The 23,883-nt window shown below is 72.2% G+C and carries 25 protein-coding genes; 9 read left to right on the top strand and 16 right to left on the bottom strand.

Features of this window, described 5'->3' with window-relative positions; genetic code table 11:
• Positions 1–29: 29 nt before the first annotated feature.
• From ABZW17_RS35595 to ABZW17_RS35550, 10 genes are all read right to left on the bottom strand, one after another.
• Positions 30–695, bottom strand: a complete 666-nt coding sequence (locus ABZW17_RS35595; RefSeq protein WP_354823917.1) for a hypothetical protein — start codon at positions 693–695, stop codon at positions 30–32.
• Positions 696–881: 186 nt separating this feature from the next.
• Positions 882–1,391 (bottom strand): hypothetical protein, encoded by a 510-nt coding sequence (locus ABZW17_RS35590; RefSeq protein ID WP_354823971.1) that lies wholly within the window; start codon positions 1,389–1,391, stop codon positions 882–884.
• A 119-nt stretch (positions 1,392–1,510) separates the two neighbouring features.
• Positions 1,511–2,020 carry a hypothetical protein gene (locus ABZW17_RS35585; protein WP_354823915.1) on the bottom strand — a complete coding sequence of 170 codons (510 nt, stop codon included), beginning with the start codon at positions 2,018–2,020 and terminating at the stop codon, positions 1,511–1,513.
• 40 nt (positions 2,021–2,060) lie between these two features.
• Complete coding sequence (locus ABZW17_RS35580; protein ID WP_354823913.1) at positions 2,061–2,858, bottom strand: ABC transporter permease subunit; 798 nt, start codon at positions 2,856–2,858, stop codon at positions 2,061–2,063.
• A complete protein-coding gene (locus tag ABZW17_RS35575) occupies positions 2,836–3,687 on the bottom strand; it encodes a 2-aminoethylphosphonate ABC transporter permease subunit (protein ID WP_354823911.1) in 852 nt (283 codons plus the stop codon). Before ABZW17_RS35575 ends, ABZW17_RS35580 begins: the two co-directional genes overlap by 23 nt.
• Positions 3,684–4,733 (bottom strand): ABC transporter ATP-binding protein, encoded by a 1,050-nt coding sequence (locus ABZW17_RS35570; protein ID WP_354823909.1) that lies wholly within the window; start codon positions 4,731–4,733, stop codon positions 3,684–3,686. Before ABZW17_RS35570 ends, ABZW17_RS35575 begins: the two co-directional genes overlap by 4 nt.
• Complete coding sequence (locus ABZW17_RS35565) at positions 4,730–5,737, bottom strand: 2-aminoethylphosphonate ABC transporter substrate-binding protein (RefSeq protein WP_354823907.1); 1,008 nt, start codon at positions 5,735–5,737, stop codon at positions 4,730–4,732. Before ABZW17_RS35565 ends, ABZW17_RS35570 begins: the two co-directional genes overlap by 4 nt.
• Positions 5,734–6,402 carry a phosphonatase-like hydrolase gene (locus ABZW17_RS35560; RefSeq protein ID WP_354823905.1) on the bottom strand — a complete coding sequence of 223 codons (669 nt, stop codon included), beginning with the start codon at positions 6,400–6,402 and terminating at the stop codon, positions 5,734–5,736. The genes ABZW17_RS35565 and ABZW17_RS35560 overlap by 4 nt, the downstream gene beginning before the upstream one ends.
• Positions 6,399–7,514 (bottom strand): TIGR03364 family FAD-dependent oxidoreductase, encoded by a 1,116-nt coding sequence (locus ABZW17_RS35555; protein ID WP_354823903.1) that lies wholly within the window; start codon positions 7,512–7,514, stop codon positions 6,399–6,401. Before ABZW17_RS35555 ends, ABZW17_RS35560 begins: the two co-directional genes overlap by 4 nt.
• 134 nt (positions 7,515–7,648) lie before the next feature.
• A complete protein-coding gene (locus tag ABZW17_RS35550) occupies positions 7,649–8,425 on the bottom strand; it encodes a GntR family transcriptional regulator (RefSeq protein WP_354823901.1) in 777 nt (258 codons plus the stop codon).
• Between the two features lie 81 nt (positions 8,426–8,506).
• Between ABZW17_RS35550 and ABZW17_RS35545 the strand changes: the two genes are divergently transcribed.
• The gene (locus ABZW17_RS35545) at positions 8,507–9,718 is read left to right on the top strand and encodes an APC family permease (RefSeq protein ID WP_354823899.1); all 1,212 of its coding nucleotides are present in this window, start codon (positions 8,507–8,509) and stop codon (positions 9,716–9,718) included.
• 124 nt (positions 9,719–9,842) lie between these two features.
• A complete protein-coding gene (locus ABZW17_RS35540; protein ID WP_354823897.1) occupies positions 9,843–10,649 on the top strand; it encodes a serine protease in 807 nt (268 codons plus the stop codon).
• Between the two features lie 53 nt (positions 10,650–10,702).
• Here ABZW17_RS35540 and ABZW17_RS35535 read toward each other — a convergent pair whose 3' ends face one another.
• Both ABZW17_RS35535 and ABZW17_RS35530 read right to left on the bottom strand, forming a co-directional pair.
• Positions 10,703–11,803, bottom strand: a complete 1,101-nt coding sequence (locus ABZW17_RS35535) for a nitronate monooxygenase family protein (protein WP_354823895.1) — start codon at positions 11,801–11,803, stop codon at positions 10,703–10,705.
• Between the two features lie 12 nt (positions 11,804–11,815).
• Positions 11,816–13,435, bottom strand: a complete 1,620-nt coding sequence (locus ABZW17_RS35530) for an acyl-CoA synthetase (RefSeq protein WP_354823893.1) — start codon at positions 13,433–13,435, stop codon at positions 11,816–11,818.
• A 62-nt stretch (positions 13,436–13,497) separates the two neighbouring features.
• Between ABZW17_RS35530 and ABZW17_RS35525 the strand changes: the two genes are divergently transcribed.
• The 4 genes from ABZW17_RS35525 (at position 13,498) to ABZW17_RS35510 (ending at position 17,530) form a co-directional block, all read left to right on the top strand.
• The gene (locus ABZW17_RS35525) at positions 13,498–14,286 is read left to right on the top strand and encodes a crotonase/enoyl-CoA hydratase family protein (RefSeq protein WP_354823891.1); all 789 of its coding nucleotides are present in this window, start codon (positions 13,498–13,500) and stop codon (positions 14,284–14,286) included.
• Positions 14,287–14,368: 82 nt separating this feature from the next.
• Positions 14,369–15,346 (top strand): OB-fold domain-containing protein, encoded by a 978-nt coding sequence (locus ABZW17_RS35520; protein ID WP_354823889.1) that lies wholly within the window; start codon positions 14,369–14,371, stop codon positions 15,344–15,346.
• Positions 15,347–15,353: 7 nt separating this feature from the next.
• Positions 15,354–16,367 carry a thiolase domain-containing protein gene (locus tag ABZW17_RS35515; protein WP_354823887.1) on the top strand — a complete coding sequence of 338 codons (1,014 nt, stop codon included), beginning with the start codon at positions 15,354–15,356 and terminating at the stop codon, positions 16,365–16,367.
• Positions 16,364–17,530 carry a thiolase domain-containing protein gene (locus ABZW17_RS35510; protein WP_354823885.1) on the top strand — a complete coding sequence of 389 codons (1,167 nt, stop codon included), beginning with the start codon at positions 16,364–16,366 and terminating at the stop codon, positions 17,528–17,530. The genes ABZW17_RS35515 and ABZW17_RS35510 overlap by 4 nt, the downstream gene beginning before the upstream one ends.
• Before the next feature lie 28 nt (positions 17,531–17,558).
• Here the strand turns inward: ABZW17_RS35510 and ABZW17_RS35505 are convergent, their stop codons facing one another.
• Positions 17,559–18,581: a YhjD/YihY/BrkB family envelope integrity protein gene (locus tag ABZW17_RS35505; RefSeq protein ID WP_354823883.1), complete on the bottom strand. Its 1,023-nt coding sequence runs from the start codon at positions 18,579–18,581 to the stop codon at positions 17,559–17,561.
• 49 nt (positions 18,582–18,630) lie between these two features.
• Complete coding sequence (locus tag ABZW17_RS35500; protein WP_354823881.1) at positions 18,631–19,422, bottom strand: transglutaminase family protein; 792 nt, start codon at positions 19,420–19,422, stop codon at positions 18,631–18,633.
• Between the two features lie 35 nt (positions 19,423–19,457).
• Here ABZW17_RS35500 and ABZW17_RS35495 point away from each other — a divergent pair, with 35 nt between their 5' ends.
• The gene (locus ABZW17_RS35495; RefSeq protein ID WP_354823879.1) at positions 19,458–20,039 is read left to right on the top strand and encodes a dienelactone hydrolase family protein; all 582 of its coding nucleotides are present in this window, start codon (positions 19,458–19,460) and stop codon (positions 20,037–20,039) included.
• On the opposite strand, the gene ABZW17_RS35490 is transcribed toward ABZW17_RS35495, so the two are convergent.
• The gene (locus tag ABZW17_RS35490) at positions 20,011–21,237 is read right to left on the bottom strand and encodes a cytochrome P450 (protein WP_354823877.1); all 1,227 of its coding nucleotides are present in this window, start codon (positions 21,235–21,237) and stop codon (positions 20,011–20,013) included. The genes ABZW17_RS35495 and ABZW17_RS35490 overlap by 29 nt on opposite strands.
• Before the next feature lie 229 nt (positions 21,238–21,466).
• Here ABZW17_RS35490 and ABZW17_RS35485 point away from each other — a divergent pair, with 229 nt between their 5' ends.
• Entirely contained in the window at positions 21,467–22,624 is a 1,158-nt protein-coding gene (locus ABZW17_RS35485; protein ID WP_354823875.1) for a steroid 3-ketoacyl-CoA thiolase, read from the top strand.
• On the opposite strand, the gene ABZW17_RS35480 is transcribed toward ABZW17_RS35485, so the two are convergent.
• Positions 22,608–22,997, bottom strand: a complete 390-nt coding sequence (locus ABZW17_RS35480; RefSeq protein WP_354823873.1) for a RidA family protein — start codon at positions 22,995–22,997, stop codon at positions 22,608–22,610. The two genes, ABZW17_RS35485 and ABZW17_RS35480, sit on opposite strands and share 17 nt — an antisense overlap.
• Before the next feature lie 43 nt (positions 22,998–23,040).
• On the opposite strand from ABZW17_RS35480, the gene ABZW17_RS35475 reads away from it, so the two are divergent.
• The gene (locus ABZW17_RS35475; RefSeq protein WP_354823871.1) at positions 23,041–23,838 is read left to right on the top strand and encodes an alpha/beta hydrolase; all 798 of its coding nucleotides are present in this window, start codon (positions 23,041–23,043) and stop codon (positions 23,836–23,838) included.
• The last annotated feature ends 45 nt before the right edge of the window (positions 23,839–23,883 follow it).

Below are 23,883 nucleotides of genomic sequence, written 5' to 3'. Positions count from 1 at the left end.
CGCCGCCGGTGTCCCCCTTTTCCGCACCCTCAGCCGACGCGCTCGATCCGCGCGCGCCGGATGAGGAACTTGCCGGGTTCCCGGACCTGTTCGAAGGCCGCGTTGTTGAGCAGCGTGCAGCTGCCCGACACCGACGTCACCTCGACCGTCGTGGACTTCGAGTTGTCCAGATTGGTCACCTTCAGCTTGGTCCCGGCCGGGAACTGGTTGCTCGACGCGGCCGGCGCGCCGCCCTCGCCCGAGAGCGTCACCGTCGATCCCGGGCAGACGACCTGGCCCACCGCGCCACCGGCGGCGGCCTGGTCCTGCTTCTTCTGCTGGCCGGGGGCCTGCGCCTTGCCCGGGGCGTTGCCGGAGTTGCCGGGCGCGGCGGCGGCCTGGCCGTTGTTCGCCGCGACGTTCGCCGTGCACCCCGCGACCTGCCGCCGCTGCTGGATCAGGTCGACCACCGCCTGCCGGTTGGCGATCCGGGCGGCCGATTGCGCGTCCGGGTTCGCCTGCTGGCCCGCGATGAAGTTCAGGTTGTTCTGCAGCGCGGTGTCGAGTCCACCGCAGTTCTCCTTGGGCGCTTCGGCCGCGTTGCCCGCGGGACTGCTCAGCGCGATGGCGGTCGCGGTGACGCCGGCGACGCCCAGCAGCGCGGCCAATCCGACGGTCGCCTGCTTGCGGTGCCGGCCACTGCTCAACCGGGGCATGGGCCCCTCCTCTCTGATCGCCACCTCACTCCGGGACACGGCCCGGTCACGGCGGCGGTTCAAGGGGAGCCCTGACAATTTTCGACAACTTCGACGGCGGCGCCGTCGTGGTCCGGACCACTGGCCGACGAATGTCCACTCCGGACCGGTCGTGACCCCGGCGGATCCGGGGTCACGACCACCGGCTCACTTCGGCGGCGTGGTCTTCAGCACCACCGTGCGCTGGTCCAGCGGCGCGGCCAGGGCGACCGAGATCACCGGGTAGCGGATGTCCATGGTGCACATCTGCCCGGTCTGCGCCTTCGTCTCGCTCAGGTTGACGACGACGTGGTCGCCGGCCTGCTCGGCCGCCTCGCCGAGGGCGTGGCCGCAGCCGCCTTCCTGGGCGCGGATGTCGAGGATCGTGCCGCCGTTGGACGTCCACACCTCGCGCGGGAAGCCGGCGGGCAGCGCGGACGCGTCGATCTTGGCCGGCGGCACCGGGGTGCTGCCCTCGGGCACGGTCAGCCGGGGCTTGCCCGGCGGGTTGGGCGTCGGCTGCGGCACCACCGGGTCGCCCGGCGACGGCGAGGCCGACGGCGATGTCGACACGCTGCCGGTGGGTGCCGTGGAAACACCGCCCGCGGGCTGGCTGGTGGGCATGTCCTGGCCGGCACAGGCCGTAGCCATCAGCAGGAACGCGCCTGTCCCGACCACCTTCGCTAAGTACCTCATGCCCCGAAGACGGAACGGGGGCGGCGCGGGGTTGCACCGGACGTGGTCTGGGAGGGCGCCCGCGGGCATCCCGGGGGCCGCCCTCCCAGCGTCGGAGGGGGTCAGCCCTGGCGGAGGACGACCGTGCGCGAGCCGAGCGGCGCGGCGAGCACCAGGGGCAGCTTGATCTCCCGGATGTAGTCCGGGCACAGCTGCCCCTTCGGCGCCGACAGCACGGCGACCAGCACGACCACCTGCTGGGCCGTCTGGTCGCCGACGCGGGCCGAGATGCGGCGGCAGCCGCCCTCCTCGGCCTGCAGGACCAGCGTCCTGCCGTCGAGGCTGCGGGTGAGGCTGCGCGGGTAGCCCTCGGGCAGCTGACGGGCGTCGACCTGCGTCTCGGCGACGACGTCGTCACCGGGCGCGATGCCCTGGGTCGGGCGCCCGGCCGTCGGCGACGACGGCGAGACGGGGGTCGGGGTCACGGACCCGGGTGCGGGCGCGCTCGCCGACGACGTGGCCGAGTCCGAGCCGGGGCCGCTCGCCGCCGGGGCGCCGGCACCGGAGTTCGCCGCGCAGGCCGTCACCGTGAGCAGCAGCAGGCCCGTGCCCAGCAGTTTTGTTGAACGCATACCTGCCAGACGTAACGGACCGCCGCCGGGTTGCACGCGCTCACCGGGCAGCCGCCCGGCCGCGGGCCAGACCGAGCAGGACCACCCCCGCGAGGGTGACCCCGAGCAGCAGCACGGTGGCCGCGGAGGCGAGGAACACCTGGCCGCGGTCGGTCAGCGCGAAGATGCTCGCCGGGAGCGTGCGCCAGTCCGGCGGGTACAGCATCACCGTGGCGCCCAGCTCGCCCATCGACATCGCCAGCGCGAGGCTCGCCGACGCCGTCATCGCCGGGAGCAGCACCGGGATCCGCACCCGCAGCAGCACCCGGACGGGGGACGCGCCGAGCGACGCCGCCGCCTGGGCCAGCTGCGGGTCGACGCGGGCCAGCGCGGCCGAGACGGTGCTGTAGGCGAACGGCAGCAGGATCAGCAGGTGCCCGAGCAGCACGATCCAGCGCGTCCCGTTGAACGCCAGCGGCGGCCGGCTGAACGCCACCAGCAGCGCCAGGCCCAGCACCACCGACGGCACCGCGATCGGCAGGTGGAACAGCGTGCCGGCGACCTGCCGCAGCCGCCGCGGCGCGGTCTCGGCCGCCAGCGCCGCCCAGGTGCCCAGCAGCACGGCCGCCGCGCCCGCGAGCACGCCCGTCTGGACGCTCACCGAGAGGCTCGCGAACGTCTCCCCCGACAACGCGTCCGCGTAGTGGCCGAAAGTCGGCCCGCCGGGCAGCACGTCCGTCCAGTGCCCGGCGAACGACGCCAGCACGATCACCGCCAGCGGCGCCACGACCACGACGGTGAACACCACCCCGAACACCAGCCACAGCAGCACCTTGCTACGCCGCGTCCACAGCAGCACCGCGACTCCTTCCCGCCAGGACCCGGTAACTCCCGTACAGCAGCAGCGAAATCACGACGTCGACCAGCGCGACGACGCTCGCCGCCGGGAAGTCGAAGGTGACGATCCCCTTGCCGTAGACCAGCATCGGCAGCGTCGTGACGCCCTTCGCGCCGAGGAACAGCACGATGCCGAACTCGTTGAGCGCCAGCAGCAGCGTCAGGCACGCCCCCGCGGCCAGCGACGGCAGCGCCGCGGGCAGCACGACCCGCCACAGCACCCGGCCCGGCCGCGCGCCCAGCGACGCCGCGACGTCCAGGTGCACGCCCGGGACCTGGCCGAACGCCGCCAGCGCGGGCCGCATGACGAACGGCGTGTAGAACGTGACCTCGGCCAGCAGCACGCCCCACGGCGAGTACAGGAACGCGCCCGCGCCGAAGACGCCCGCGCTGCCGTACAGGAAGGTGAAGGCCAGCGCGATGAGGAACGACGGGAACGCGAGCACGGTGTCCACCAGCCGCGACAGCGTCCGGGCGCCCGGGAACGGGACGAACGCGATCACCAGGGCGAGGAACGTGCCGAGCAGCACGCAGCCGGTCGTGGCGCCGAGCGCGAGCAGCACGGTCTGCCACGCGGCGTCGCGGAACTCCGCCGAGCCGAGCACCTCCGCCCACACCGCCCACCCGAACCCGGTGTCCGTGGTCAGGGACTGCCCGGCCACCAGGACCAGCGGGTAGCCGCAGAACACCGCGACCACCACCAGCGGCGGCAGCAACCACACCCCACCCCGTCGTGAGTGGTAAGGCGGGTTAGAACCCGCCTTACCACTCACGAGCGCCACGGCGGTCATGAGGTGACTCCGACCAGGGGGCAGCCGTCGGGGATCGAGACGCCGACGGCCGTTCCGACCGGGAAGGCGTCGGGGACCTCGGCGCGGATCAGCGCGCCGCCGTCGAGCTCCAGGTCCAGGCGGTAGCCGGTGCCGCGCCACTGCACGGCCCGGACCAGCGCCGGGAGGGTGTCCGCGCCGGGCGTGCCGACGCCGACGCGGTGCGGGCGCACCCCCAGCGCGACCGGGCCCGGCCCGAGCACGCCGGTCGGTTCGGCGGTCAGCACGCGGCCGCCGAGCCGGACGGTCGCGGGCGTGCCGTCGCGGACGAGGTCGACCGGGATGAGGTTGGCCGCGCCGAGGAAGCTCGCCGTGAACTCCGTGGCCGGGCGCCGGTAGAGCTGCTCGCACGGGCCGGTTTCGACCAGCCGCGAGTCGCGCATCACGGCGATGCGGTCGGCCAGCGCGAGGGCCTCGCCCTGGTCGTGGGTGACGTAGACGAGCGTGGTGTCCGGCAGTTCGGCGCGCAGCCGCAGCAGTTCCGCGATCATGTCCTCGCGCAGGGCGGCGTCCAATGCGGACAGTGGCTCGTCCAGCAGCAGCACCGGCGGCCGGATGGCCAGGGCCCTGGCCAGCGCGACGCGTTGCTGCTGCCCGCCGGACAGCTCACGCGGGAACCGGCGGGCGTAGGCACCCATGCCGACCAGGTCGAGGACTTCGGCGACGCGCCGGGCGGTCTCGGCGCGCGGTGTCCGCCGGGCTTTGAGCCCGAAGGCGACATTGGCGTCGACGCGCAGGTGCGGGAACAGCGCGTAGCTCTGCACGACGACGCCGAGCCCGCGCCGGTGCGGCGGGAGGTCGGTGACGTCCTCGCCGGCCAGCAGCACGCGGCCGGCGCCGGGCCGGACGAACCCGGCGAGGGCCTTGAGCGCCGTCGACTTGCCGGAGCCGGACGGCCCGAGCAGCGCCAGGGTTTCGCCGCGGGCGACCGTCAGGTCGAGGGTGTCGAGCGCGGTCGTACGTCCGAAGTGGACGGACACACCGCGCCACTCGACGGCCGGGGTCACCGGCCGACCGCCTTCTTGTACGCGGCCAGGTCGGCGTCCAGCCGGGCGAGGACCGCGGACCAGTCCGGGTGCCAGATTTCGACGCCGTCGAGCGCGGCCTTGATCTTGGCGGCGTGGGGGCCGGCCGCGGTGACGTCGGCGCGGCCCGGGATGCCGTACGCGTCGGCGGCCTTCGCCTGGACCTCGGGCGAGAACAGGAAGTCCAGCAGCTTCTTGGCCTCGCCGGCGTGCGGCGCGTTCGCCACCAGGCCGGCGTAGTACGGCAGCGCGAACGTCGAGCGCCTGCCCTGGGCGTCGGCCGGGAAGAACACGTCGAAGCCGCCGCTCTTGGCGATCTCGGCGAGGTTCATCTGGACGTCGCCGTTGGCCACCAGCAGCTCGCCCTTGGCCACCTTCGGCTGCAGCTTGCCGGTGGACGACGACGGCCCGGCGTTGTTCGCCTCCAGCCTGCCGAGGTAGTCGAGCGCGCCCTGCTCGCCCAGGACGTGCTGCAGCTGCAGGAGCACCGCGGTGCCGTCGCCGGCCTCGCCGGGCGTCGAGTACTGCACCTTGCCCTTGAGCTTCGGGTCAAGCAGGTCGTCCCAGGTCTTGGCGGTGGACTGCGGGTTGCGGATGAAGCTGAGGTAGTTGTCCATCACGGCGAAGTAGCGGCCCTGAGCGTCCTTTTCGGACACCTTGTCCGCACCCGTCGGGGTGTAGGGCTGCAGCAGGCCGGCGACGCGCTGGACGAACGGCGGCAGCGTGACGAGGACGTCGGCCTGGGTGTTGGCCTGCTCCTTCTCGACCCGGGACGCGACCTCGCCGGAACCGGCGGTGACCGCCTGGACGGTGATGCCGGTCTGCTGCTTGAACTCGGCGAAGCGTGCGGTGTACCAGTCCTCCAGTCCGTCCACTGTGTACACGGTGACGGTCTTGCCGCCGGAGCTCGCGGCCCCGGTGCCGCCGCAGGCGGCCAGCAGGGCGGTCAGCGCCACCGCGAGGACGGCGGCGAGGGTCTTCTTCATCGGGGTTCTCCTTCGAGCACGGCGGGGAGGTCGGCGACGGATGCGAGGACGTGGGTGGCACCGGCGAAGTCGTCGCGGCGGCCGGCGCCGGTGAGGACACCGGCGACGACGGACGCCCCGGCGCGCAGGCCGCAGAGGACGTCGGACGCGGTGTCGCCGGCGACGGCGATCCGCCGCACGTCGGTGACGCCGAGCCGCAGCGCGGCGGTCAGGACGAGGTCGGGGAACGGGCGGCCGCGGACGCCTTCGCCGGGAGCGAGCGCGAGGTCGGCGAGGTCCTGCCAGCCGAGGGCGTCGAGGATGGCCCGCTGGGTGGCGGGCGCGAACCCGGTCGTGAAGGCGACCTTGACGCCGTCCTCGCGGAGGCGGCGGACGACGTCTTCGGCGCCGGGCAGGGGCGCGCACTCCCCCGCCGCGACGAGCTCGCCGTAAGCGGATTCGAAAGCCGCATTCGCTTGCTGCGCAAGGGTTTCCTCGCCGAGGAGGGCCCGGAAGACGGTGATCTTCGACTGGCCCATGGTCTCGGTGACGTACCGGAGCATGTCCGCGTACCGCTCTTCGGGGACGCCGACGGTGCCGATCGCGGTGGTGAAGGCGCGCACGACGAGGCCGTCGTCGGCGACGGTCGTCCCGGCCATGTCGAGCACGACGAGTTCGGGGGTCACAGGTTCAGCTCCTCGGCGGTGACTTCGGCGATGGCGGGCGCGCAGGTCATCCCGCGCCCGCCCGGACCGGTGACCAGGACGGCGTTGGCCGCGACGCGGGCGCGGTGCACGACCTCGGCCGGGTCGGCGGTCTGCGCGTACACCCCGGCCCAGCGGCGGCGGATCCGCGGCAGCGGACGGCCGAGCAGCGCCCCGGCCACGGTCGCCAGGTGGTCGTAGGGGTCTTCGGTGACGTCGAAGGCGAACGGCTCGTCGTACTCGTGGGTGTCGCCGATGGTCAGGGAGCCGTCGAGCCGCTGGACGAGCAGCAGCTGCATCCGGTGGGCCCGCGCGGTTTCGGCTTGCGGCTGCGCCGTTTCGAGGGTGTCGAGCGCGGGACCGCGGTAGGCCGGGTAGTACCGGAAGCTGTCGCCGTCGGCGACGCTCGTGGTGAGCGGTTCGCCCAGGGGTTCGGTCTGGGCCATCTGGAGCCGGACCTTCCGCACCGGCGGATCGCCGGCCAGCTCCCGGACGAGCCCGCCGGTCCAGGCGCCGGTGCAGAAGACGACGACGTCGCCGTCGTGCCGCTCGCCGTGGTCGTCGACGACGCCGGTGCCGGTCAGGTGCCGGACCTCCCGGCCCGGGCGCCAGGTGTAGCGACCGCTCTTCGCGAGTTCGGCGCGCAGGGCGGGCTGGGCGGTCCGCGGCTCGACGGCGGCATCGCGCTCGCACCACAGCGCGCCGAGGAACTCGCCGCGCAGCGCCGGGTTGAGCGCCCGCGTCCCGGCGGCGTCGAGCACCTTGAATCCTCGTTCACCGCCGCCGCTTGCCGCCGCCTCGCGGGCGACGGCGAGTTCGGCCTCGGTCCGGACGACGGTCAGCGAACCGTTGGCGCGGAAGCCGAGGGCGGGCACGCGCTCGCCGATCCGGGCCCAGAGGGCGCGCGCCCGCCGGGCGGTGTCGAGTTCCGGCCCGGCCGCGCGCCCGCCGACCCAGACCAGGCCGAAGTTGCGCACGGACGCGCCCCGGGCCTCGGGTTCGCGTTCGAGCTGGACGACGTCGTGGCCGCGTTCGACGGCCTGCCAGGCGTGCAGCGTGCCGAGCACGCCGCCGCCCACGATGAGGATTCGCACGGCGCCCACGCTGTCCGGAGCGCGCCAACGACGGCTGGCCCTTCCGCTAACGCAGGGTGAAGACGCCCCGAATATTGGATCGAATGAGTTATCGTTCTGTTACCAAATCAGGGCGCCACGAAAGCTGCCGGCGTTCAGTCGGTGCGACCCAGGCGGGTGGTGAAGCTGAGGCGGTCACCTCGGTAGAGGGACCGCACCCGCTCGAACGGCACCCCGTCCGGCCCCCACGAAATCCGGTGCATCAGCAGCATCGGCAGCGCCGGGTTCGTCCCGATGAGCAACGCCTCCCGCGGCGTCGCCAGCACCGTCTCGACCCGCTCCTCGGCGCCGTCGAACACCACGCCGAGCCGCTCGCTCAGGCACGCGTACAACGACTGCTCGGGGTCGAACACCTCCAGCAGCCGGGGGAACCGGTCGACGAGGAGGTATGTCGACTCCAGCCCCACGCGTTCCTCGTCGGCCAGCAGCACGCGCTCGAGGTGGAACACCTCGGCGTCCGACGTCACCTGCAGGTCGGCGGCCAGGGCCCGGCCGGCCAGGCGCCGCTCCAGCGTGATGACGTTGCGGCCCGGCCGGATGCCCTGCCGCCGCAGGCCCTCGGTGTAGCTGACCAAGGCCAGCGGCTGGACGAGCTTCGGGCCGGCGACGTAGGTGCCGCTGCCCTGGCGGCGGCTGAGCTTGCCCTCGAGCACCAGCTCGCCGACCGCCTGCCGTACGGTCGCCCTCGACACCTCGAACCGTTCGCACAGTTCCCGTTCCGTCGGCAGCGCCGCGCCTTCGCCAAGTTCCGCGATCACCGCCAGCAGTTCGACCTTGACCGCGTAATACCGCGGGACCCGGCCGTGCTCGGGAATCCCGTCCAGCACGGGGCCGTCGGCGGACAGGCGGTCATGACGCGAAGGGGCGGGCACGGCACTGACCCTATTCGGTTACCGGCGTGCCGTGGTTCGCTGTGGCGCGCAACACCACCCGATACCTGGAGGATCACCCGGATGCGTCCCGCTCCGCTGGCACGCCGGCTCGGCCTCGCCGACGCCGTTTTCCTGGGCCTGGGCTCGATGATCGGGGCCGGCGTGTTCGCCGCGTTCGCCCCGGCGGCGCGCGCCGCCGGGGCCGGATTGCTCATCGCGCTGGTCGTCGCCGCCGTCGTCGCCTATTGCAACGCGATGTCCTCGGCCCGGTTGGCCGCGATTCACCCGGAATCCGGCGGAACCTACGTGTACGGCCGGGAACGGCTCGGTGAATTCTGGGGATATCTGGCCGGCTGGGGATTCGTCACCGGAAAAACGGCCAGCTGCGCCGCGATGACGCTGACCGTCGTCGCCTACGCCGCCCCCGGGCTCGGGCAGCCGTGGCGGAGCGTGCTCGCCGTCGCCGTGGTCGCCGCGCTCACCGCGGTCAACTACTTCGGCGTGCACCGCTCGGCGCTCGCGACCCGGGTGATCGTCTCGTGCACGCTGCTCGTGCTCACCGCGGCGGGGGTGGCGATGGCCGCCGGGCCGTCCGGCGGCGGCCCGCTCGTCGCCTGGCCGGGTGGCGGAAGCGTGCTGGAGGCGGCCGGGCTGCTCTTCTTCGCCTTCGCCGGGTACGCGCGGCTGGCGACGCTCGGTGAGGAGGTCCGCGATCCCGCCCGGACCATCCCGCGCGCCATCCCGCTGGCCCTCGGCATCGCCCTGGTGGTCTACGCGGCCCTGGCGGTGCTGCTGCTCGTCCGGCTCGGCCCGGCCGCGCTCGCCGCGAGCCCGGACCCGATCGCCGCGGCCGTCCCGGGGTGGCTCGCCCCGGTCGTCCGGGTGGGCGCGGCCGTGGCGGCGCTCGGTTCGCTGCTCGCGCTCATCCTCGGCGTCTCGCGCACGACGCTGGCGATGAGCCGCGACGGGCACCTCCCCCGGTTCCTCGCCGCCGTCCACCCGCGCTACCACGTCCCGCACCGGGCCGAACTCGCCGTCGGCGTCGTCGTCGCCGTGCTCGCCGCGTCGATCGACCTGCGGTCCGCGATCGGCTTCTCGTCCTTCGCCGTCCTGACCTACTACGCGATCGCCAACGCCGCGGCGCTCACGTTGCCGGGCAAGGCGCGGGCCGCCTTGGGCCTCGCCGGGTGCGTGGTGCTGGCGTTCAGCCTGCCGTTGCCGTCGGTGCTGGCCGGCTGCGCCGCCCTCGTGCTCGGCGCTTCGGCCTACGGGGTTCGCCGGATCCGCCGGTGAGAAATCACCCAACTGCCCGAAAGATCCGAAGAAAGTCGGTTGTCCCGGTCTTGATCACCTGGTGTAGTCATGGGGCCGCCGTCGGCAACGGTCTCCACTGTGGACACTGGAAGGACTGATCCCCTTGGCTCCCAAGCGCTGGTTCACCCTGCTCAGAAACGCCACCACCGCACTGGCCGCGGTCGCCGCGGCCGCGTCGTTCGCCACGCCGGCGATCGCCACCGCCGCCCAGCCGCCGTCCACCGACGTCGTCGGCGGGACGCGGGCCGCCCAGGGCGAATTCCCGTTCATGGTCCGGCTTTCCATGGGCTGTGGCGGCGCCCTCTACACCAAGCAGATCGTCCTGACCGCGGCACACTGCGTCAGCCGGACGGGTTCGAACACCTCGATCACGGCGACCGTCGGCGTCGTCGACCTGCAGAGCACCAGCGCGCAGAAGATCCGCTCGACCTACGTCTACCAGTCCCCCACCTACGGCACCTCGACCGGCGGCGACTGGGCCCTGATCAAGCTGGCCAGCCCGGTGAGCGGGCTGTCGACCATGCCGATCGCGACGACCAGCGCGTACAACACCGGCACGTTCACCGTGGCCGGCTGGGGCGCGGCCCGCGAAGGCGGCGCGCAGCAGCGGTACCTGCTGAAGGCGACCGTCCCGTTCGTCGACGACGCCACCTGCGCCGCCCAGGGCGGCAGCTACCCCGACCTGATCCCGAGCGCGGAGATCTGCGCGGGCAACCTGGCCTCCGGCGGCGTCGACACCTGCCAGGGCGACTCCGGCGGCCCGATGTTCCGCCGCGATGCCAACAACGCCTGGATCCAGGTCGGCATCGTGTCCTGGGGTGACGGCTGCGCCCGCGCGCACGCCCCCGGCGTCTACACCGAGGTGAGCACGTTCGCGTCGAAGATCGCCGCGGCCGCCGCCACCCTGTAACCGGTTACGCACGACGAAGGGGCCCCGCCGCGGCGGGGCCCCTTCTCGTTCGCTCAGCGCGTCTTGTCCAATCGGGACAGTGCTTCTTCGTAGCCGCTCACCAGTTCCGCGACGACGTCGGCGACCCGGCGGACCGAGCTCATCCGGCCGACGATCTGGCCGACCGGCATCGACACCACGCTCGGGTCGTTCGCCGCGTGGATCCGGTTGTGGGCGGGGGAAACCAGCAGGTTCTGCAGCGGCATCGGCAGCGGCTCGGGCGCGTCGGGCGCGGCCCACGCCTCGGTCCAGCGGGTCTTGAGCAGCCGGGCCGGCTTGCCGGTGTAGATGCGCGTCCGCACGGTGTCCGACGACGACGCCGCGACGAGCGCCTGCTGCATCGCCACCGATTCGCCCATCGTCTGCAGGTACTCCTCGGTGGCCAGCCACATCGAGCCCATCCAGACGCCCGACGCGCCGAGCGCGAGCGCCGCGGCCACCTGGCGGCCGGACCCGATCCCGCCCGCGGCGAGCACCGGCACGTCGACCGCGTCGGCGATCTCCGGCACCAGCACCATGGACGCGATCTCACCGGTGTGCCCGCCGGCTTCGTAGCCCTGCGCCACCACGAAGTCGACGCCGTTCTCGACGTGGCGCACCGCGTGCTCGGCCTTCCCGGCGAGGGCCGCGACCGGGACACCTTTGTCGTGGCACTGGGCGATCACGTCCGCCGGCGGCGAGCCGAGCGCGTTGGCGATCAGCTTGATCGGGTGGTTCAGCGCGACCTCGACGTGCGACCGGGCGACCGAGTGCAGCCAGCCGAGCACGCCCGCGCGCTCGTCGGTGTCGTCCGGCAGCGGCGGTACCGAAAGCTCCTTGAGCACGCGGTCGACGAACGCGCGGTGGCCGTCCGGGATCAGCTTCGCCAGATCGACCTGCGTGCCCTCGGCGGGCACCTTCGCCGGCATGACGATGTCGACGCCGTACGGTTTCCCGCCGGTGTTCTCGTCCATCCAGGTGAGCACCCGGTCGAGCTCGGCGGCGTCGTTGAACCGCACGCAGCCGAGCACGCCGAGCCCGCCGGCGCGGCTGAGCGCCGCGGCGACGTGCTCCGACGGGGTGAACCCGACGATCGGCAGGTCGATGCCGAGCCGGTCGCACAGGGGTGTCCGCACGTGTTGTCCTCCTCAGACGGGCTGGGCCGCGGCCGGTTCGTGCCCGGCGGCGTAGCGCTGGGCCCACGGGTAGTCCGGCTTGCCGCTGGGCGAGCGGCCGATCTCCTCGGCCAGCCACACCGTGCGCGGCACCTTGTACCCGGCGACCCGGTCCCGGACGTGCCCCTCGATCGCGGCCAAGTCGGCTTCGGCGCCTTCGCGCAGCTGGACGACGGCGGCGACGCGCTGGCCGAGCCGGTCGTCCGGGACGCCGATGACGAGCGCGTCGAAGACGTCGGGGTGCGACTTGAGCGCCCCTTCGACCTCCTCCGGGTACACCTTCTCGCCGCCGGTGTTGACGCACTGCGAGCCGCGGCCGAGCAGCGTGACGGTGCCGTCGTCCTCGTAGCGGGCGTAGTCGCCCGGCACGACGTACCGGACGCCGTCGACCTCGACGAAGATCTTCTTGCTCTTCTCGGGATCGCCGTAGTACCCGAGCGGGACGTGCCCGCGCCGGCCGATCAGCCCGGTCGCGCCGGGTTTCTTTTCGACGATGGTGCCGTCTTCGTCGAGCAGGACGGCGTCCTGGCCGAAGTTCACCCGCGGGCCCGCGCTGTGGTCGGACCCCTTGGCCACCGCGCCGATCCCGGTGAAGCCGCTTTCCGACGCGCCGATCGCGTCGGTGACCAGCGCGTGGGGCGGCACGATCTCGACGAACTGCTGCTTCACCGACTGCGAGAACAGCGCGGCGTGGCTCGAAACGGCGACGATCGACGAAGCGTCGTAGCCGCCCTCGTGGTAGGCCTCGATAAGGGGCCGGGCCATCGCGTCACCGACGATGGTGAGGACCTGGACCTTGTGCTCCTGCACGGCCTTCCAGATCTCGTGGGCGTCGAACCGCGGCACGAAGATCACCGGGCTGCCGGTGAACAGGGCACCGAAGGCGGCCCACTGCGCGGCGCCGTGGATCAGCGGCGCGGCGGGCAGCCGGCTCAGGCTCCCGGCCTTGCCCTGCTCGGCGAGCGTCCACTCGTCCGGGACGTATTCGCCGGTGACGAAGTTGATCCCGCCGCCGAGCGCGCGCCAGACGTCCTCCTGCCGCCAGAGCACGCCCTTCGGGTAGCCCGTGGTGCCGCCGGTGTAGAGGATGTAGAGGTCGTCGCCGCTCCGCTCCTCGAAGTCCCGTTCCGGGGACTGCGCTGCGAGCGCGGCCTCGTAGTCGACACCGCCGTAGCTGTCGTAGTCGCCGTCGCTGCCGTCGTCGATCACGACAACGTGTTTCAGTTTCGGCGTCTCGGGCAGAGCGGCCCGCACCTTGTCGGCGTAGCCGCGTTCGTGCACGAGGGCGACGAGCTCGGCGTCGTTGAACAGGTAGACGAGCTCGCCGTGCACGTAGCGGTAGTTGACGTTGACGGCGATCGCGCGCAGCTTGTACGCCGCGATCATCGCCTCCAGGGCCTCGATCGAGTTGCGGGAGTAGACCCCGATGTGGGATCCGCGTCCCACGCCGTGCGCGGCGAGGTGGTGGGCGAGCCGGTTGGCCCGCGCATCCAGTTCGGCGAAGGTGACCTGCCGGTCGCCGCACACGACCGCGACGCGCTCCGGCACGGCGTCGACGGCGTGCTCCAGAAGATCCGCGATGTTGAGTGCCACGCCCTCAAAGTAGAACATGTTATCGTTCCGGGCAATGGCACTGCTCCTTCAGGAGGTCTCTCGTGGGTGAACCGCACGCGCTGGTGACGCAGGAGGGGCAGACCCTCGTCGTCACGATGAACCGGCCCGAGGCGCGCAACGCGATCACCGGCGAGATGATGGCGATCATGGTCGACGCCTGGGACCGCGTCGACTCGGACGAGGGCATCCGCAGCTGCATCCTGACCGGCGCGGGCGGCGCGTTCTGCGCGGGCGCGGACCTGAAGTCGATGTCCCGCAGTTCGCCGTCGGAGTCGTTCGCCTCGGGCAAGTTCGACCCTTCGCGGATCCCGGGGCTCCTGAAGGGCCGCCGCCTGACGAAACCGCTGATCGCGGCGGTCGAGGGCCCGGCGATCGCGGGCGGGACCGAGATCCTCCAGGGCACCGACATCCGGGTGGCGGGCGCTTCGGCCCGCTTCGGCGTGTCGGAGGCCCGCTGGGGCCTGTTCCCGATGGGCGGATCGGCGGTGCGGCTGCCACGGCAGATCCCGTACACGGTGGCCGCGGACATCCTGCTGACCGGACGGCATTTGTCCGCTTCGGAAGCACTGGCCATCGGGCTGATCGGCCACGTAGTGCCGGACGGGACCGCGCTCGCGAAGGCCCTGGAGCTGGCCGCGCTGGTCAACGCGAACGGGCCGCTGGCGGTGCGGGCGATCCTGCGGACGATCCGCGACACGGAAGGCCTCCACGAGGAGGAGGCGTTCAAGCTGGACTCGCAGTACGGCATCGAGGTCTTCGCTTCGGAGGACGCCAAGGAGGGGCCGCGGGCGTTCTCGGAGAAGCGCAAGCCGGACTTCCATGGCCGCTGACCTAGAACATGTTCCACTTTTGACACGACCAGTCCGCGGGGGAATCTTGCCGCCGAATCGAGAACATGTTTCACTCAAGGATGTGACCGAGACACCGCTTGCGGCACCGCTGAACGTCGGCTTCGACTACACCCGCTCGACCGGGCCCGTCCTCGGCCGGTTCGTCACCGCGTTGCGCGATCGCCGCATCGAAGGCATCCGCGGCAGTGACGGCCGGGTGCACGTTCCGCCGGTCGAGTACGACCCCGTGACCGCCGACCGGCTCGGCGAGTTCGTCCCGGTGGGCGAAGAGGGCACGATCGTGTCCTGGTCGTGGTGCCCCGAGCCGCTCGACGGGCAGCCGCTCAACCGGCCGTTCGCCTGGGCCCTCGTCCGGCTCGACGGGGCCGACACCCCGATGCTGCACGCCGTGGACGCCGGCTCGCCGGAGAACATCCACAGTGGACAGCGGGTGCGCGTCCGCTGGGCCGAGGAGACCGTCGGGCACATCCGGGACATCGCCTACTTCCTCCCGGTGGACGCCGAGGACACCGCGCCGACCGAGCCCGCTCCCCCGGTCGCCGAGCGCGAAGAGGGCGCGCCGGTCAGCGTCGTCATCACGCCGGTGCACCTCAAGTACCTGCACTCCGCCTCGCCCGAGGAGAGCACCTACCTGCGCGGGCTCGCCGAGGGGAAGATGATCGGCCAGCGCTGTCCCGCCTGCGGCAAGGTCTACATCCCGCCGCGCGGGGCCTGCCCGACCGACGGCGTGCCGACCACCGACGAGGTCGAGCTGCCCGACACCGGCATCGTGACGACGTTCTGCATCGTCAACGTCCCGTTCCTCGGCCAGCGGCTCAAGCCGCCGTACGTGGCCGCGTACATCCTGCTCGACGGCGCCGACATCGCCTTCCTGCACCTCGTGCTCGGCTGCGCCGCCGAAGACGTCAAGATGGGCATGCGCGTGCGCGCCGCCTGGAAGCCGCGCGATCAGTGGTGGACGTCGCTGGAGAACATCAGCCACTTCGAGCCGACCGGCGAGCCCGACGCGGCTTACGAAACCTTCGCCCACCACCTGTGAGGTCCTGATGCCAGACGTCGCGATCGCGGGCTTCGCGAAGGCCCCCAACGTCCGCGAAACCCCGGGCACCACCAACGGCGTGGAGATGCTCGTCCCGATCTTCGCCGAGGTCTTCGCGCAGACCGGCCTGTCCAAACAGGACATCGGCTTCTGGTGCTCCGGCTCGTCGGACTACCTGGCCGGGCGGGCGTTCTCGTTCATCGCCGCGGTCGACGCGATCGGCGCGTTCCCGCCGATCCACGAGTCCCACGTCGAGATGGACGCCGCCTGGGCCCTCTACGAAGCCTGGCTGAAGATCAAGATGGGCGAGGTCGAGACGGCGCTCGTCTACGGCTTCGGCAAGTCCAGCGCCGGGCAGCTGCGCCGGGTCCTCGCCCTGCAGCTCGACCCGTACGTCGTCACCCCGCTGTGGCCGGACTCGGTCTCGATCGCCGGAATTCAGGCGCGGCTGGGCCTGGAGGCCGGGCTGTGGTCCGAAAAGGACCTCGCCGAGGTGGCCGCGCGCGGCACCGGCCGGGACGTCGCCGAGCTCCTCGACGCACCGTACTTCGCGGACCCGTTGCGCCGGCACGACATCGCGCCGATCACCGACGGCGCGGCCGTGGTCGTCCTGTCCACTGTGGAACGCGCGCGCGACATCGTCGAGCGGCCCGCGGTGATCGCCGGGATCGAACACCGCGTCGACTCCCCCGTGCTCGGCGCCCGCGACCTGACGCGTTCGCCGTCCACCGAGGCCGCCGCCAAGGCCCTGGACCTCGACGGCGCCGACCTCGCCGAGCTGCACGCGCCCTTCACGCACCAGGAGCTCATCCTGCGCAGCGCACTCGGGCTCGGCGACGGCGTGCAGCTCAACCCCTCGGGCGGCGCGCTCGCCGCGAACCCGATGTTCTCCGCCGGCCTCGCCCGCATCGGCGAGGCCGCCGCCCGCATCCACCGGGGCGAATCCCGCAAGGCCGTGGCGCACGCGACGAGCGGCCCGGCGCTGCAACAGAACCTGGTGACCGTGCTGGAGGCCCGATGACCAAGCAGCTCACCGCCGTGCTCGGCACCGGCCAGACGCACCACCGCGCCAAGCGGCAGGACGTCTCGATGCCGGGGCTGCTGCGCGAGGCGATCGACCGCGCGATGACCGACGCCCAGGTGGCGTGGGCCGACATCGACGCCGTCGTGCTCGGCAAGGCCCCGGACCTGTTCGAGGGCGTGATGATGCCCGAGCTGTTCCTCGCCGACTCGCTCGGCGCGACCGGCAAACCACTGCTGCGCGTGCACACGGCGGGCTCGGTGGGCGGCTCGACGGCCCTGGTCGCGGCGTCGCTGATCCAGGCGGGCGTGCACCGCCGGGTGCTCACGGTGGCCTACGAGAAGCAGTCGGAATCGAACGCGATGTGGGGCCTGTCGATCCTGCCGCCGTTCCAGATGCCGGTCGGGGCCGGCGCGGGCGGCTACTTCGCGCCGCACGTGCGCTCCTACATCCGCCGGTCCGGGGCGCCCGAGCACGTCGGCGCGATCGTCGCGGCGAAGGACCGGCGCAACGGCGCCCTGAACCCGTACGCGCACCTGCAGCAGCCGGACATCACCGTCGAGTCGGTGCGGGCGTCGCAGATGCTGTGGGACCCGATCCGCTACGACGAGACGTGCCCGTCCTCGGACGGCGCGTGCGCGATGGTGCTCGGCGACGAGGCCGCCGGTGACGCCGTCGAAGGCGGCGCGGCCTGGGTGCACGCGACGGCGATGCGCACCGAGCCGACCACGTTCGCCGGCCGCGACCAGGTCAACCCACGGGCCGGGCGCGAGGCGGCGGCCGCGCTGTGGGCCGAGGCCGGCATCACCGACCCGATGTCCGAAGTGGACGTCGCCGAGATCTACGTGCCGTTCTCGTGGTTCGAGCCGATGTGGCTGGAGAACCTCGGGTTCGCCCCCGAAGGCGAGGGCTGGAAGGTCACCGAGGCCGGCGAGACGGCGATCGGCGGCCGGCTGCCGTGCAACCCCTCGGGCGGGGTGCTCTCGTCCAACCCGATCGGCGCGTCCGGCATGCTGCGGTTCTCCGAAGCGGCCAAGCAGGTCATGGGCCGGGCCGGGGACTACCAGGTGGACGGCGCGCGCCGCGCGCTCGGCCACGCCTACGGCGGCGGCTCACAGTACTTCTCGATGTGGCTGGTCGGTTCCGAGAAGCCCGGCTCGTGAGTGATAAGGCGGGTTCTAACCCGCCTTATCACTCACGACGGGAGCGGCGCAGGCGGAGGGCGAGCAGGGTGCCGAGGACACCGGTGACCACGCCGACCGTGGCGGGCACGGCCAGCGGCGGGTCCACCACGACCACCGGCTTCAGCACCACCGGCGCCGGCGGCTGGACCGGCTTCGGCGGCGCGTCCGAGCCGGTCGCGGTCCACGCCGTCACGAACACGAGCAGCCGCGCGACGAGCGAGATGAAGAAGATCAGGCCGATCACCGAACCGAAGGCGATGCCGGTCGGCGAGTCGCTGATGAGCCGCAGGTAGAACCCGCCGGCCAGCTTCAGCACCTCGAACCCGACGGCCAGCGCGACCGCGCCGCGGACCGCGCTGCGCACGCCGACCTTCTGCCGCGGCAGCCGGGTCAGCACCCACAGGAACACCAGCCAGTCGGCGGTCAGCGACAGCGGCACCGAGGACGCGGACACGAGCTGGTGCCCCCAGCTGGTGTCGTCGAGACCGGCGAGCCGGAGCAGGTAGCTGCCGAGCGCGGTGCCGGAGATGGTGAGCGTGAACGACACCACCAGCGCCGCGGACAGGCCGAGCAGCGCGAGCAGGTCGACGAGGATCAGCCGCAGCAGCGACTGGTCCGACCGGTTCTGCCCCCACAGGGCCGTCAGCGAGTCCCGCAGCGCGTTCATCCAGTTCCAGCCCGAGTAGAGGCCGATGGCCAGGCCGACCACGCCGACGCTGGTCCGCTGCTTCACGAAGCCGGTGAGCAGGTCGGTGGCCTTGCCGCCGAGGCCGCCGGGCAGCGTCCTGACGATGGCGGAGACCATCGTGTCGAGCAGGTGCGGCTGGGTGGCCAGCACGAACCCGGCGACCGACGAGGCGACCATCAGCAGCGGCACCAGCGACAGCAGGCTGAAGTAGGTGATCGAAGCGACGTAGTGGTAGCCGCCGGAGTCGATGTAGCGGTTGGTCGCGCGGGCGATGTGGTCCAGCCACCGGTACCGGGCGCGCGCCCGGGCCCAGGGACTCGGCGCCTTGGGGGAACTCTTCACGGAGACTGTCTACCCAGCCGCGGCCGTCTTCGCTCAGGCAACACGCGGATCAGCCCAGAACGACCGATCCGGACCCGTCGTCGACCGGCAGCGCGGCGTCCGTCGTGGCGAAGACGGTGCTGCCGAGGAAGTCGAGCTCGCAGCCGAGGGTGGCGAGGAACGCGGTGTCGGCGGCGTCGCGGCCGGTGGAGATCCGGAGCATGGTCTGCCGCGGCGCGAGGCGGGTGGCGTCGAAGACGTACCAGTACCCGTCGACGGCGGCCTCGAAGACGGCGTGGAAGTCCATCGGCGCCAGCCCGGGCGCGTAGACGCCGGCGTAGCGCGCGGGGATGTCGAGGAACCGGCAGAGGGAGATGCAGACGTGCGCGAAGTCGCGGCAGACGCCTTCGCCGGCCAGCAGGGTGTCGATGGCGTCGTCGGTGGGCCGGCTCGCACCGGCCACATAGGACAGCCGGTCGTGGACGTGCCGGACGATGGCCTGGACCTGCTTTTCGGCGCTCTTGAGCCGGAGCAGTTCGGGCGGGACGAGCCCGGCGAGCCGGTCCGACGGGCAGTACCGGCTCGGCCGGGTGAACACGGCGACGTCGGCGAGGGTGACCGGCTCGGGTTCGGGCTCGGTCAGCGCCCGCTCGGCGTGGTAGGTGACGCGGTGCTCGCCGGCGGGCAGCTCGAAGACCTCGGCGCGGGCGCCGTGCTCGAACTCGACGGGCTCGCTCTCGCCGTGCCAGGACACGGTGAGGTCCTCGGTGTCGGCGTGCGCCGCGGCGACCGAGATCGCGGCAGGACCGGGCTTGGTGACGCGGACGGCGAACTCGACGTCCACGGTCGCTCGCGGGGCCATCGCCCCATCATGGCAGCTGCGGGCAGAATCGCCGGATGACCGACATCGTGGTGTTCCACTCCGTGCTGGGCCTGCGGCCCGTCGAGCACGGCCTCGCCGAGCGGCTGCGGGCGGCCGGGCACCGGGTCGCCACCCCGGACCTCTACGCCGGCCGGACGGCGTCGAGCCTGGACGAAGGCTTCGCGCTGAAGGACGCCGTCGGCTGGGAAACGATCACCCAGCGGGCCTTCGATGCCGTGCGGGAGCTGCCACCGGAGACCGTGCTCGTGGGGGTCTCGATGGGGGCGGGCGTGGTCGAGACCGTGCTGCCGCACCGCCTCGGCACGGCCGGCGTCCTGATGCTGCACGCCGTGGGGGCGTTGCCGGCCGGGATCCGGGCCGGCCTGCCGGTGCAGGTGCACGTCGCCGACCCCGACCCCATCGCACCCCCGGCGCAGATCACGGCGTGGCGCACGACCGCGGCCTGGGTGGGCGCCGACGCCCGGGTGTTCACCTACCCGGGCATCGGCCACTTCTTCACCGACGCGGACGGCCCCGAGTACGACGAGCGCGCGGCCGAGCTCGCCGGGGACCGCGTCCTGGAATTCCTCAGCCGTAGTTCACCGGGTAGTGCTTGATGCCGTTGATCCAGCTCGACCGCAGCCGCACCGGGGGCGCCGCTTCGGTGATGTCCGGCATCACGTCCGCGATCGCGTTGAAGATCAGGTCGATCTCCAGGCGGGCCAGGTTGGCGCCGATGCAGTAGTGCGAACCGGTGCCGCCGAAGCCGACGTGCGGGTTGTCCTCGCGGAGGATGTCGAACTTCTCCGGGTCGTCGAAGACTTCGTGGTCGAAGTTGGCCGAGCTGTAGAACATGCCGACGCGGTCGCCCTTGCGGATCTGCGCGCCGCCGAGCTCGGTGTCGCGGGTGGCGGTGCGCTGGAACGCCACGATCGGGGTGGCCCAGCGGACGATCTCGTCGGGGGCGGTCTTCGGCCGCTGCTCCTTGAACAGCGCCCATTCGTCCGGGTGGTCCAGGAACGCCTTCATGCCGTGGGTGATGGCGTTGCGCGTGGTCTCGTTGCCGGCGACGGCGAGCAGGATGACGAAGAAGCCGAACTCGTCGGAGCCGAGCGACTCCCCGTCGACGTCGGCCTGGATGAGCTTGGTCGCGATGTCGTCCATCGGGCACTTGCGCCGGTCCTCGGCCATGTTCCAGGCGTAGCCGACGAGCTGGGCCGACGCCTCCAGCGGCGCGACCTCGTACTCCGGGTCGTCGTAGGCGACCATCTGGTTGGACCAGTCGAAGATCTTGAGCCGGTCCTCCTGCGGGATGCCGATCAGCTCGGCGATCGCCTGCAGCGGCAGCTCGCACGCGACGTCGGTGACGAAGTCGCCCGACCCCTTCTTCCGCGCTTCGTGCACGATCCGCTCGGCGCGGTCGCGCAGGGTGTCCTCGAGCTTCGAGATGGAGCGCGGGGTGAAGCCCTTCGACACGATCCGCCGCAGCTTCGTGTGCTGCGGGGCGTCCTGGTTGAGCAGCACCAGGCGGTTCGCCTCGAGGTTGTCCTCGGTCATGTTCTCGTCGAAGCGGATGATGGCGGTCTTCTCCCGCGACGAGTAGAGCGTGCTGTCGCGGGAGACCTCCTTGACGTCCGCGTGGCGCGAGACGACCCAGTAACCGTCGTCTCGGTAGCCCGCGGTGTTGTGCTTCTGGGGGTTCCACCACACCGGAGCGGTCCGCCGGAGTTCCGCGAACTCGGCGACGGGGAGCCGTTCTGCGAGGAGATCGGGATCGGTGAAGTCGAACCCGGCGGGGATGAGCGGAGCGGCCACGTTGCCTCCCACGGTTCGCACTTGGAACACGTTCTAGCTTGGATTGAAGCATACGGTGTTAACCATGGGAAGAGCTTCAGTGAAACCCGTTTACTCAACCGGCGATGGCAGGTGAGCGTGCGCTCACCCGATGAAGATCAAGAACGCGTCACGCCTGCGCAGACTTGCACAAAACAATAACTTGTTCTAGTTTTTGGCCTGGACAGTGTTTCCCGACGAAGGGGACGACATGGGCGTGCCGGTCATCGTCGAAGCCGTGCGGACCCCGATCGGCAAGCGGGGCGGGCTCCTGGCCGGCCTGCACGCGGCCGAGCTGCTGGGCGCCGCCCAGCTGGCCCTGCTGGACCGGGCCGGGATCGACCCCGGGCTCGTCGAGCAGCTCATCGGCGGCTGCGTCACGCAGGCCGGTGAGCAGTCGAACAACGTCACGCGCACGGCGTGGCTGCACGCGGGCCTGCCCGAGACGGCGGGCGCGACCACGATCGACGCCCAGTGCGGCTCGGCGCAGCAGGCCACCCACCTCGTCGCCGGCCTGATCGCGGCGGACGCCATCGAGGCCGGGGTCGCCTGCGGGGTCGAGGCGATGAGCCGGGTCCCGCTGGGCACGAACCGCGCCGGCGCGTCCCCGCGGCCGTCGTCGTGGTCGATCGACCTGCCCGACCAGTACGGCGCGGCCGAGCGCATCGCGGTCCGGCGCGGGCTGAAGCGCGACGACGTCGACGCGTTCGGCGCGGCCTCCCAGCACAAGGCGGCGGCCGCCTGGGCGGCGGGCCACTTCGACCGCGAGGTGGCGCCGGTGAAGGCGCCGGTGCTGTCCCCGGATGGTGTTCCGACCGGGGAAACCCGGCTGGTCTCCCGCGACCAGGGCTTGCGCGAGACGACGGTCGAGGGCCTCGCGCGGCTGAAGCCGGTGGTCGAGGACGGCGTCCACACGGCGGGCACGTCGTCCCAGATCTCCGACGGCGCGGCGGCGCTGCTCCTGCTGGAGGCGGACCGGGCGGCGGCGCTGGGCCTGCGTCCGCGCGCCCGGATCGTCGCGCAGGCGCTGGTCGGCGCGGAGCCGTACTACCACCTGGACGGCCCGATCCGCGCCACGGAACGCGTGCTCGCCCGGACCGGGATGACGGTGGCCGACGTGGACCTGTTCGAGGTCAACGAGGCGTTCGCGTCGGTGGCGTTGTCGTGGCAGCAGGTGGTGGCGCCGGACCCGTCCCGGGTCAACGTCAACGGCGGCGCGATCGCCCTCGGCCACCCGGTGGGCAGCACGGGCGCCCGGCTGCTGACGACGGCGTTGCACGAGCTGGAACGCCGCGACGCGGCGACGGCCCTGGTGACGATGTGCGCGGGCGGCGCACTGGCCACCGCGACGATCATCGAGCGGCTTTGAGCGCGTCCACTTCGATCTCGATCTTCATCCGCGGGTCCGCCAGGCCGCACTCCAGCATCGTCGCGGCCGGGCGGACGTCGGCGAACGCCTTGCGCAGCACCGGCCAGCACGGTTCGAAGTCCGCGCGCGAGGGCAGCAGGTAGCGGACGCGGACCACGTCCGCGAAGGTGCAGCCCGCTTCGGCCAGCGCTGCCTCGATGTTGCGCAGGCACTGGGCCGCCTGCTCGACGACGTCGTCGGAGATGGTCATCGCCGCGTAGTCGAAGCCGGTCGTGCCCGAGACGTACACGCGATCGCCGTGCACCACGGCCCGCGCGTAACCGATCTGCTCCTCGAACGCGGACCCGCTCAGGATCGCTCGCCGTTCCGTCATACCGCGCACATTAGCTTGCGGCCCTTGTGCTTCACTTCGATGCATGATCTCGGAGAGCCGCTGCCCGGTGGAGGACGGTGAGCTCCTCGTCCGCCGCGGCGGCGAGGGCCCGGCGCTGCTGCTGATCGCGGGCGGCACGGGGTCGGGTGACTCCTACCGCGCGCTGGCGAAGCAGCTGTCCGCGGACTACACCGTGATCACCTACGACCGGCGCGGCCACTTCGGCAGCACGGACACGACGACGGGCCCGGTCCCGGTGTCCCTGCAGGCCGACGACGCACGGGCGGTCCTGAACCACGCGGCGACCGGCCCGGCGATGGTGTTCGGCTCGAGCGCGGGCGCGCTGATCGGCCTGGACCTCGTCGCCCGGTACCCGGACAGCGTGACGACGCTGGTGGCCCACGAACCCCCGGCGGTCCACCTGATGCCGGACGCGAGCGGCTGGCTCGAAGCGGCGGCCGAACAGGTCCGCCTCGCCCGGTCGGGCGAACTGATGGCGGCGGTGACGCGCTTCGCGGACGCGATCGCGGGCGCGGCCCTGCCGAACCTGCCCAATCTGCGCCTTCCGCACGAAGCCGACTGGATCCGGTTGTTCGACCGCGAGCTGACGGAGTTCTTCGACTACCTGCCGGACCTGCGGGCCCTGCGCAGGGCGAGCACGGAGATCTTCCCGGTGGCGGGCGAAGGAAGCCGGGGCCGGTACCACTACCAGCCGGCGAAGATCCTGGCGCTGGAGCTGGGGTTGCCGTTCACGGAGCTGCCGGGGTCCCACCTGGCACCACAGCGAAACCCGGTGAAGTTCGCTGCGGCGTTGAAGGAACTGCTGAGCCCGGAAGCGTGACCCTGATGTAACGCCCCTTCCGGCCGCGACGACTCGGAAGGCGTT

The organism is Amycolatopsis sp. NPDC004625, from assembly GCF_040609695.1.
GTDB lineage: Bacteria > Actinomycetota > Actinomycetes > Mycobacteriales > Pseudonocardiaceae > Amycolatopsis.
The sequence above is the reverse complement of the archived record's forward strand: the minus strand, read 5'-3'. Positions and strand labels throughout refer to the sequence as shown.

What these genes read in the sequence shown, in the direction of transcription:
- ABZW17_RS35595 (WP_354823917.1), bottom strand. Translation starts at nt 695, where the DNA reads ATGCCCCGGTTGAGCAGTGGCCGGCACCGCAAGCAGGCGACCGTCGGA.
- ABZW17_RS35585 (WP_354823915.1), bottom strand. Translation starts at nt 2,020, where the DNA reads ATGCGTTCAACAAAACTGCTGGGCACGGGCCTGCTGCTGCTCACGGTG.
- ABZW17_RS35575 (WP_354823911.1), bottom strand. Translation starts at nt 3,687, where the DNA reads ATGACCGCCGTGGCGCTCGTGAGTGGTAAGGCGGGTTCTAACCCGCCT.
- ABZW17_RS35565 (WP_354823907.1), bottom strand. Translation starts at nt 5,737, where the DNA reads ATGAAGAAGACCCTCGCCGCCGTCCTCGCGGTGGCGCTGACCGCCCTG.
- ABZW17_RS35545 (WP_354823899.1), top strand. Translation starts at nt 8,507, where the DNA reads ATGCGTCCCGCTCCGCTGGCACGCCGGCTCGGCCTCGCCGACGCCGTT.
- ABZW17_RS35515 (WP_354823887.1), top strand. Translation starts at nt 15,354, where the DNA reads ATGCCAGACGTCGCGATCGCGGGCTTCGCGAAGGCCCCCAACGTCCGC.
- ABZW17_RS35510 (WP_354823885.1), top strand. Translation starts at nt 16,364, where the DNA reads ATGACCAAGCAGCTCACCGCCGTGCTCGGCACCGGCCAGACGCACCAC.
- ABZW17_RS35500 (WP_354823881.1), bottom strand. Translation starts at nt 19,422, where the DNA reads ATGGCCCCGCGAGCGACCGTGGACGTCGAGTTCGCCGTCCGCGTCACC.
- ABZW17_RS35495 (WP_354823879.1), top strand. Translation starts at nt 19,458, where the DNA reads ATGACCGACATCGTGGTGTTCCACTCCGTGCTGGGCCTGCGGCCCGTC.
- ABZW17_RS35485 (WP_354823875.1), top strand. Translation starts at nt 21,467, where the DNA reads ATGGGCGTGCCGGTCATCGTCGAAGCCGTGCGGACCCCGATCGGCAAG.
- ABZW17_RS35480 (WP_354823873.1), bottom strand. Translation starts at nt 22,997, where the DNA reads ATGACGGAACGGCGAGCGATCCTGAGCGGGTCCGCGTTCGAGGAGCAG.
- ABZW17_RS35475 (WP_354823871.1), top strand. Translation starts at nt 23,041, where the DNA reads ATGATCTCGGAGAGCCGCTGCCCGGTGGAGGACGGTGAGCTCCTCGTC.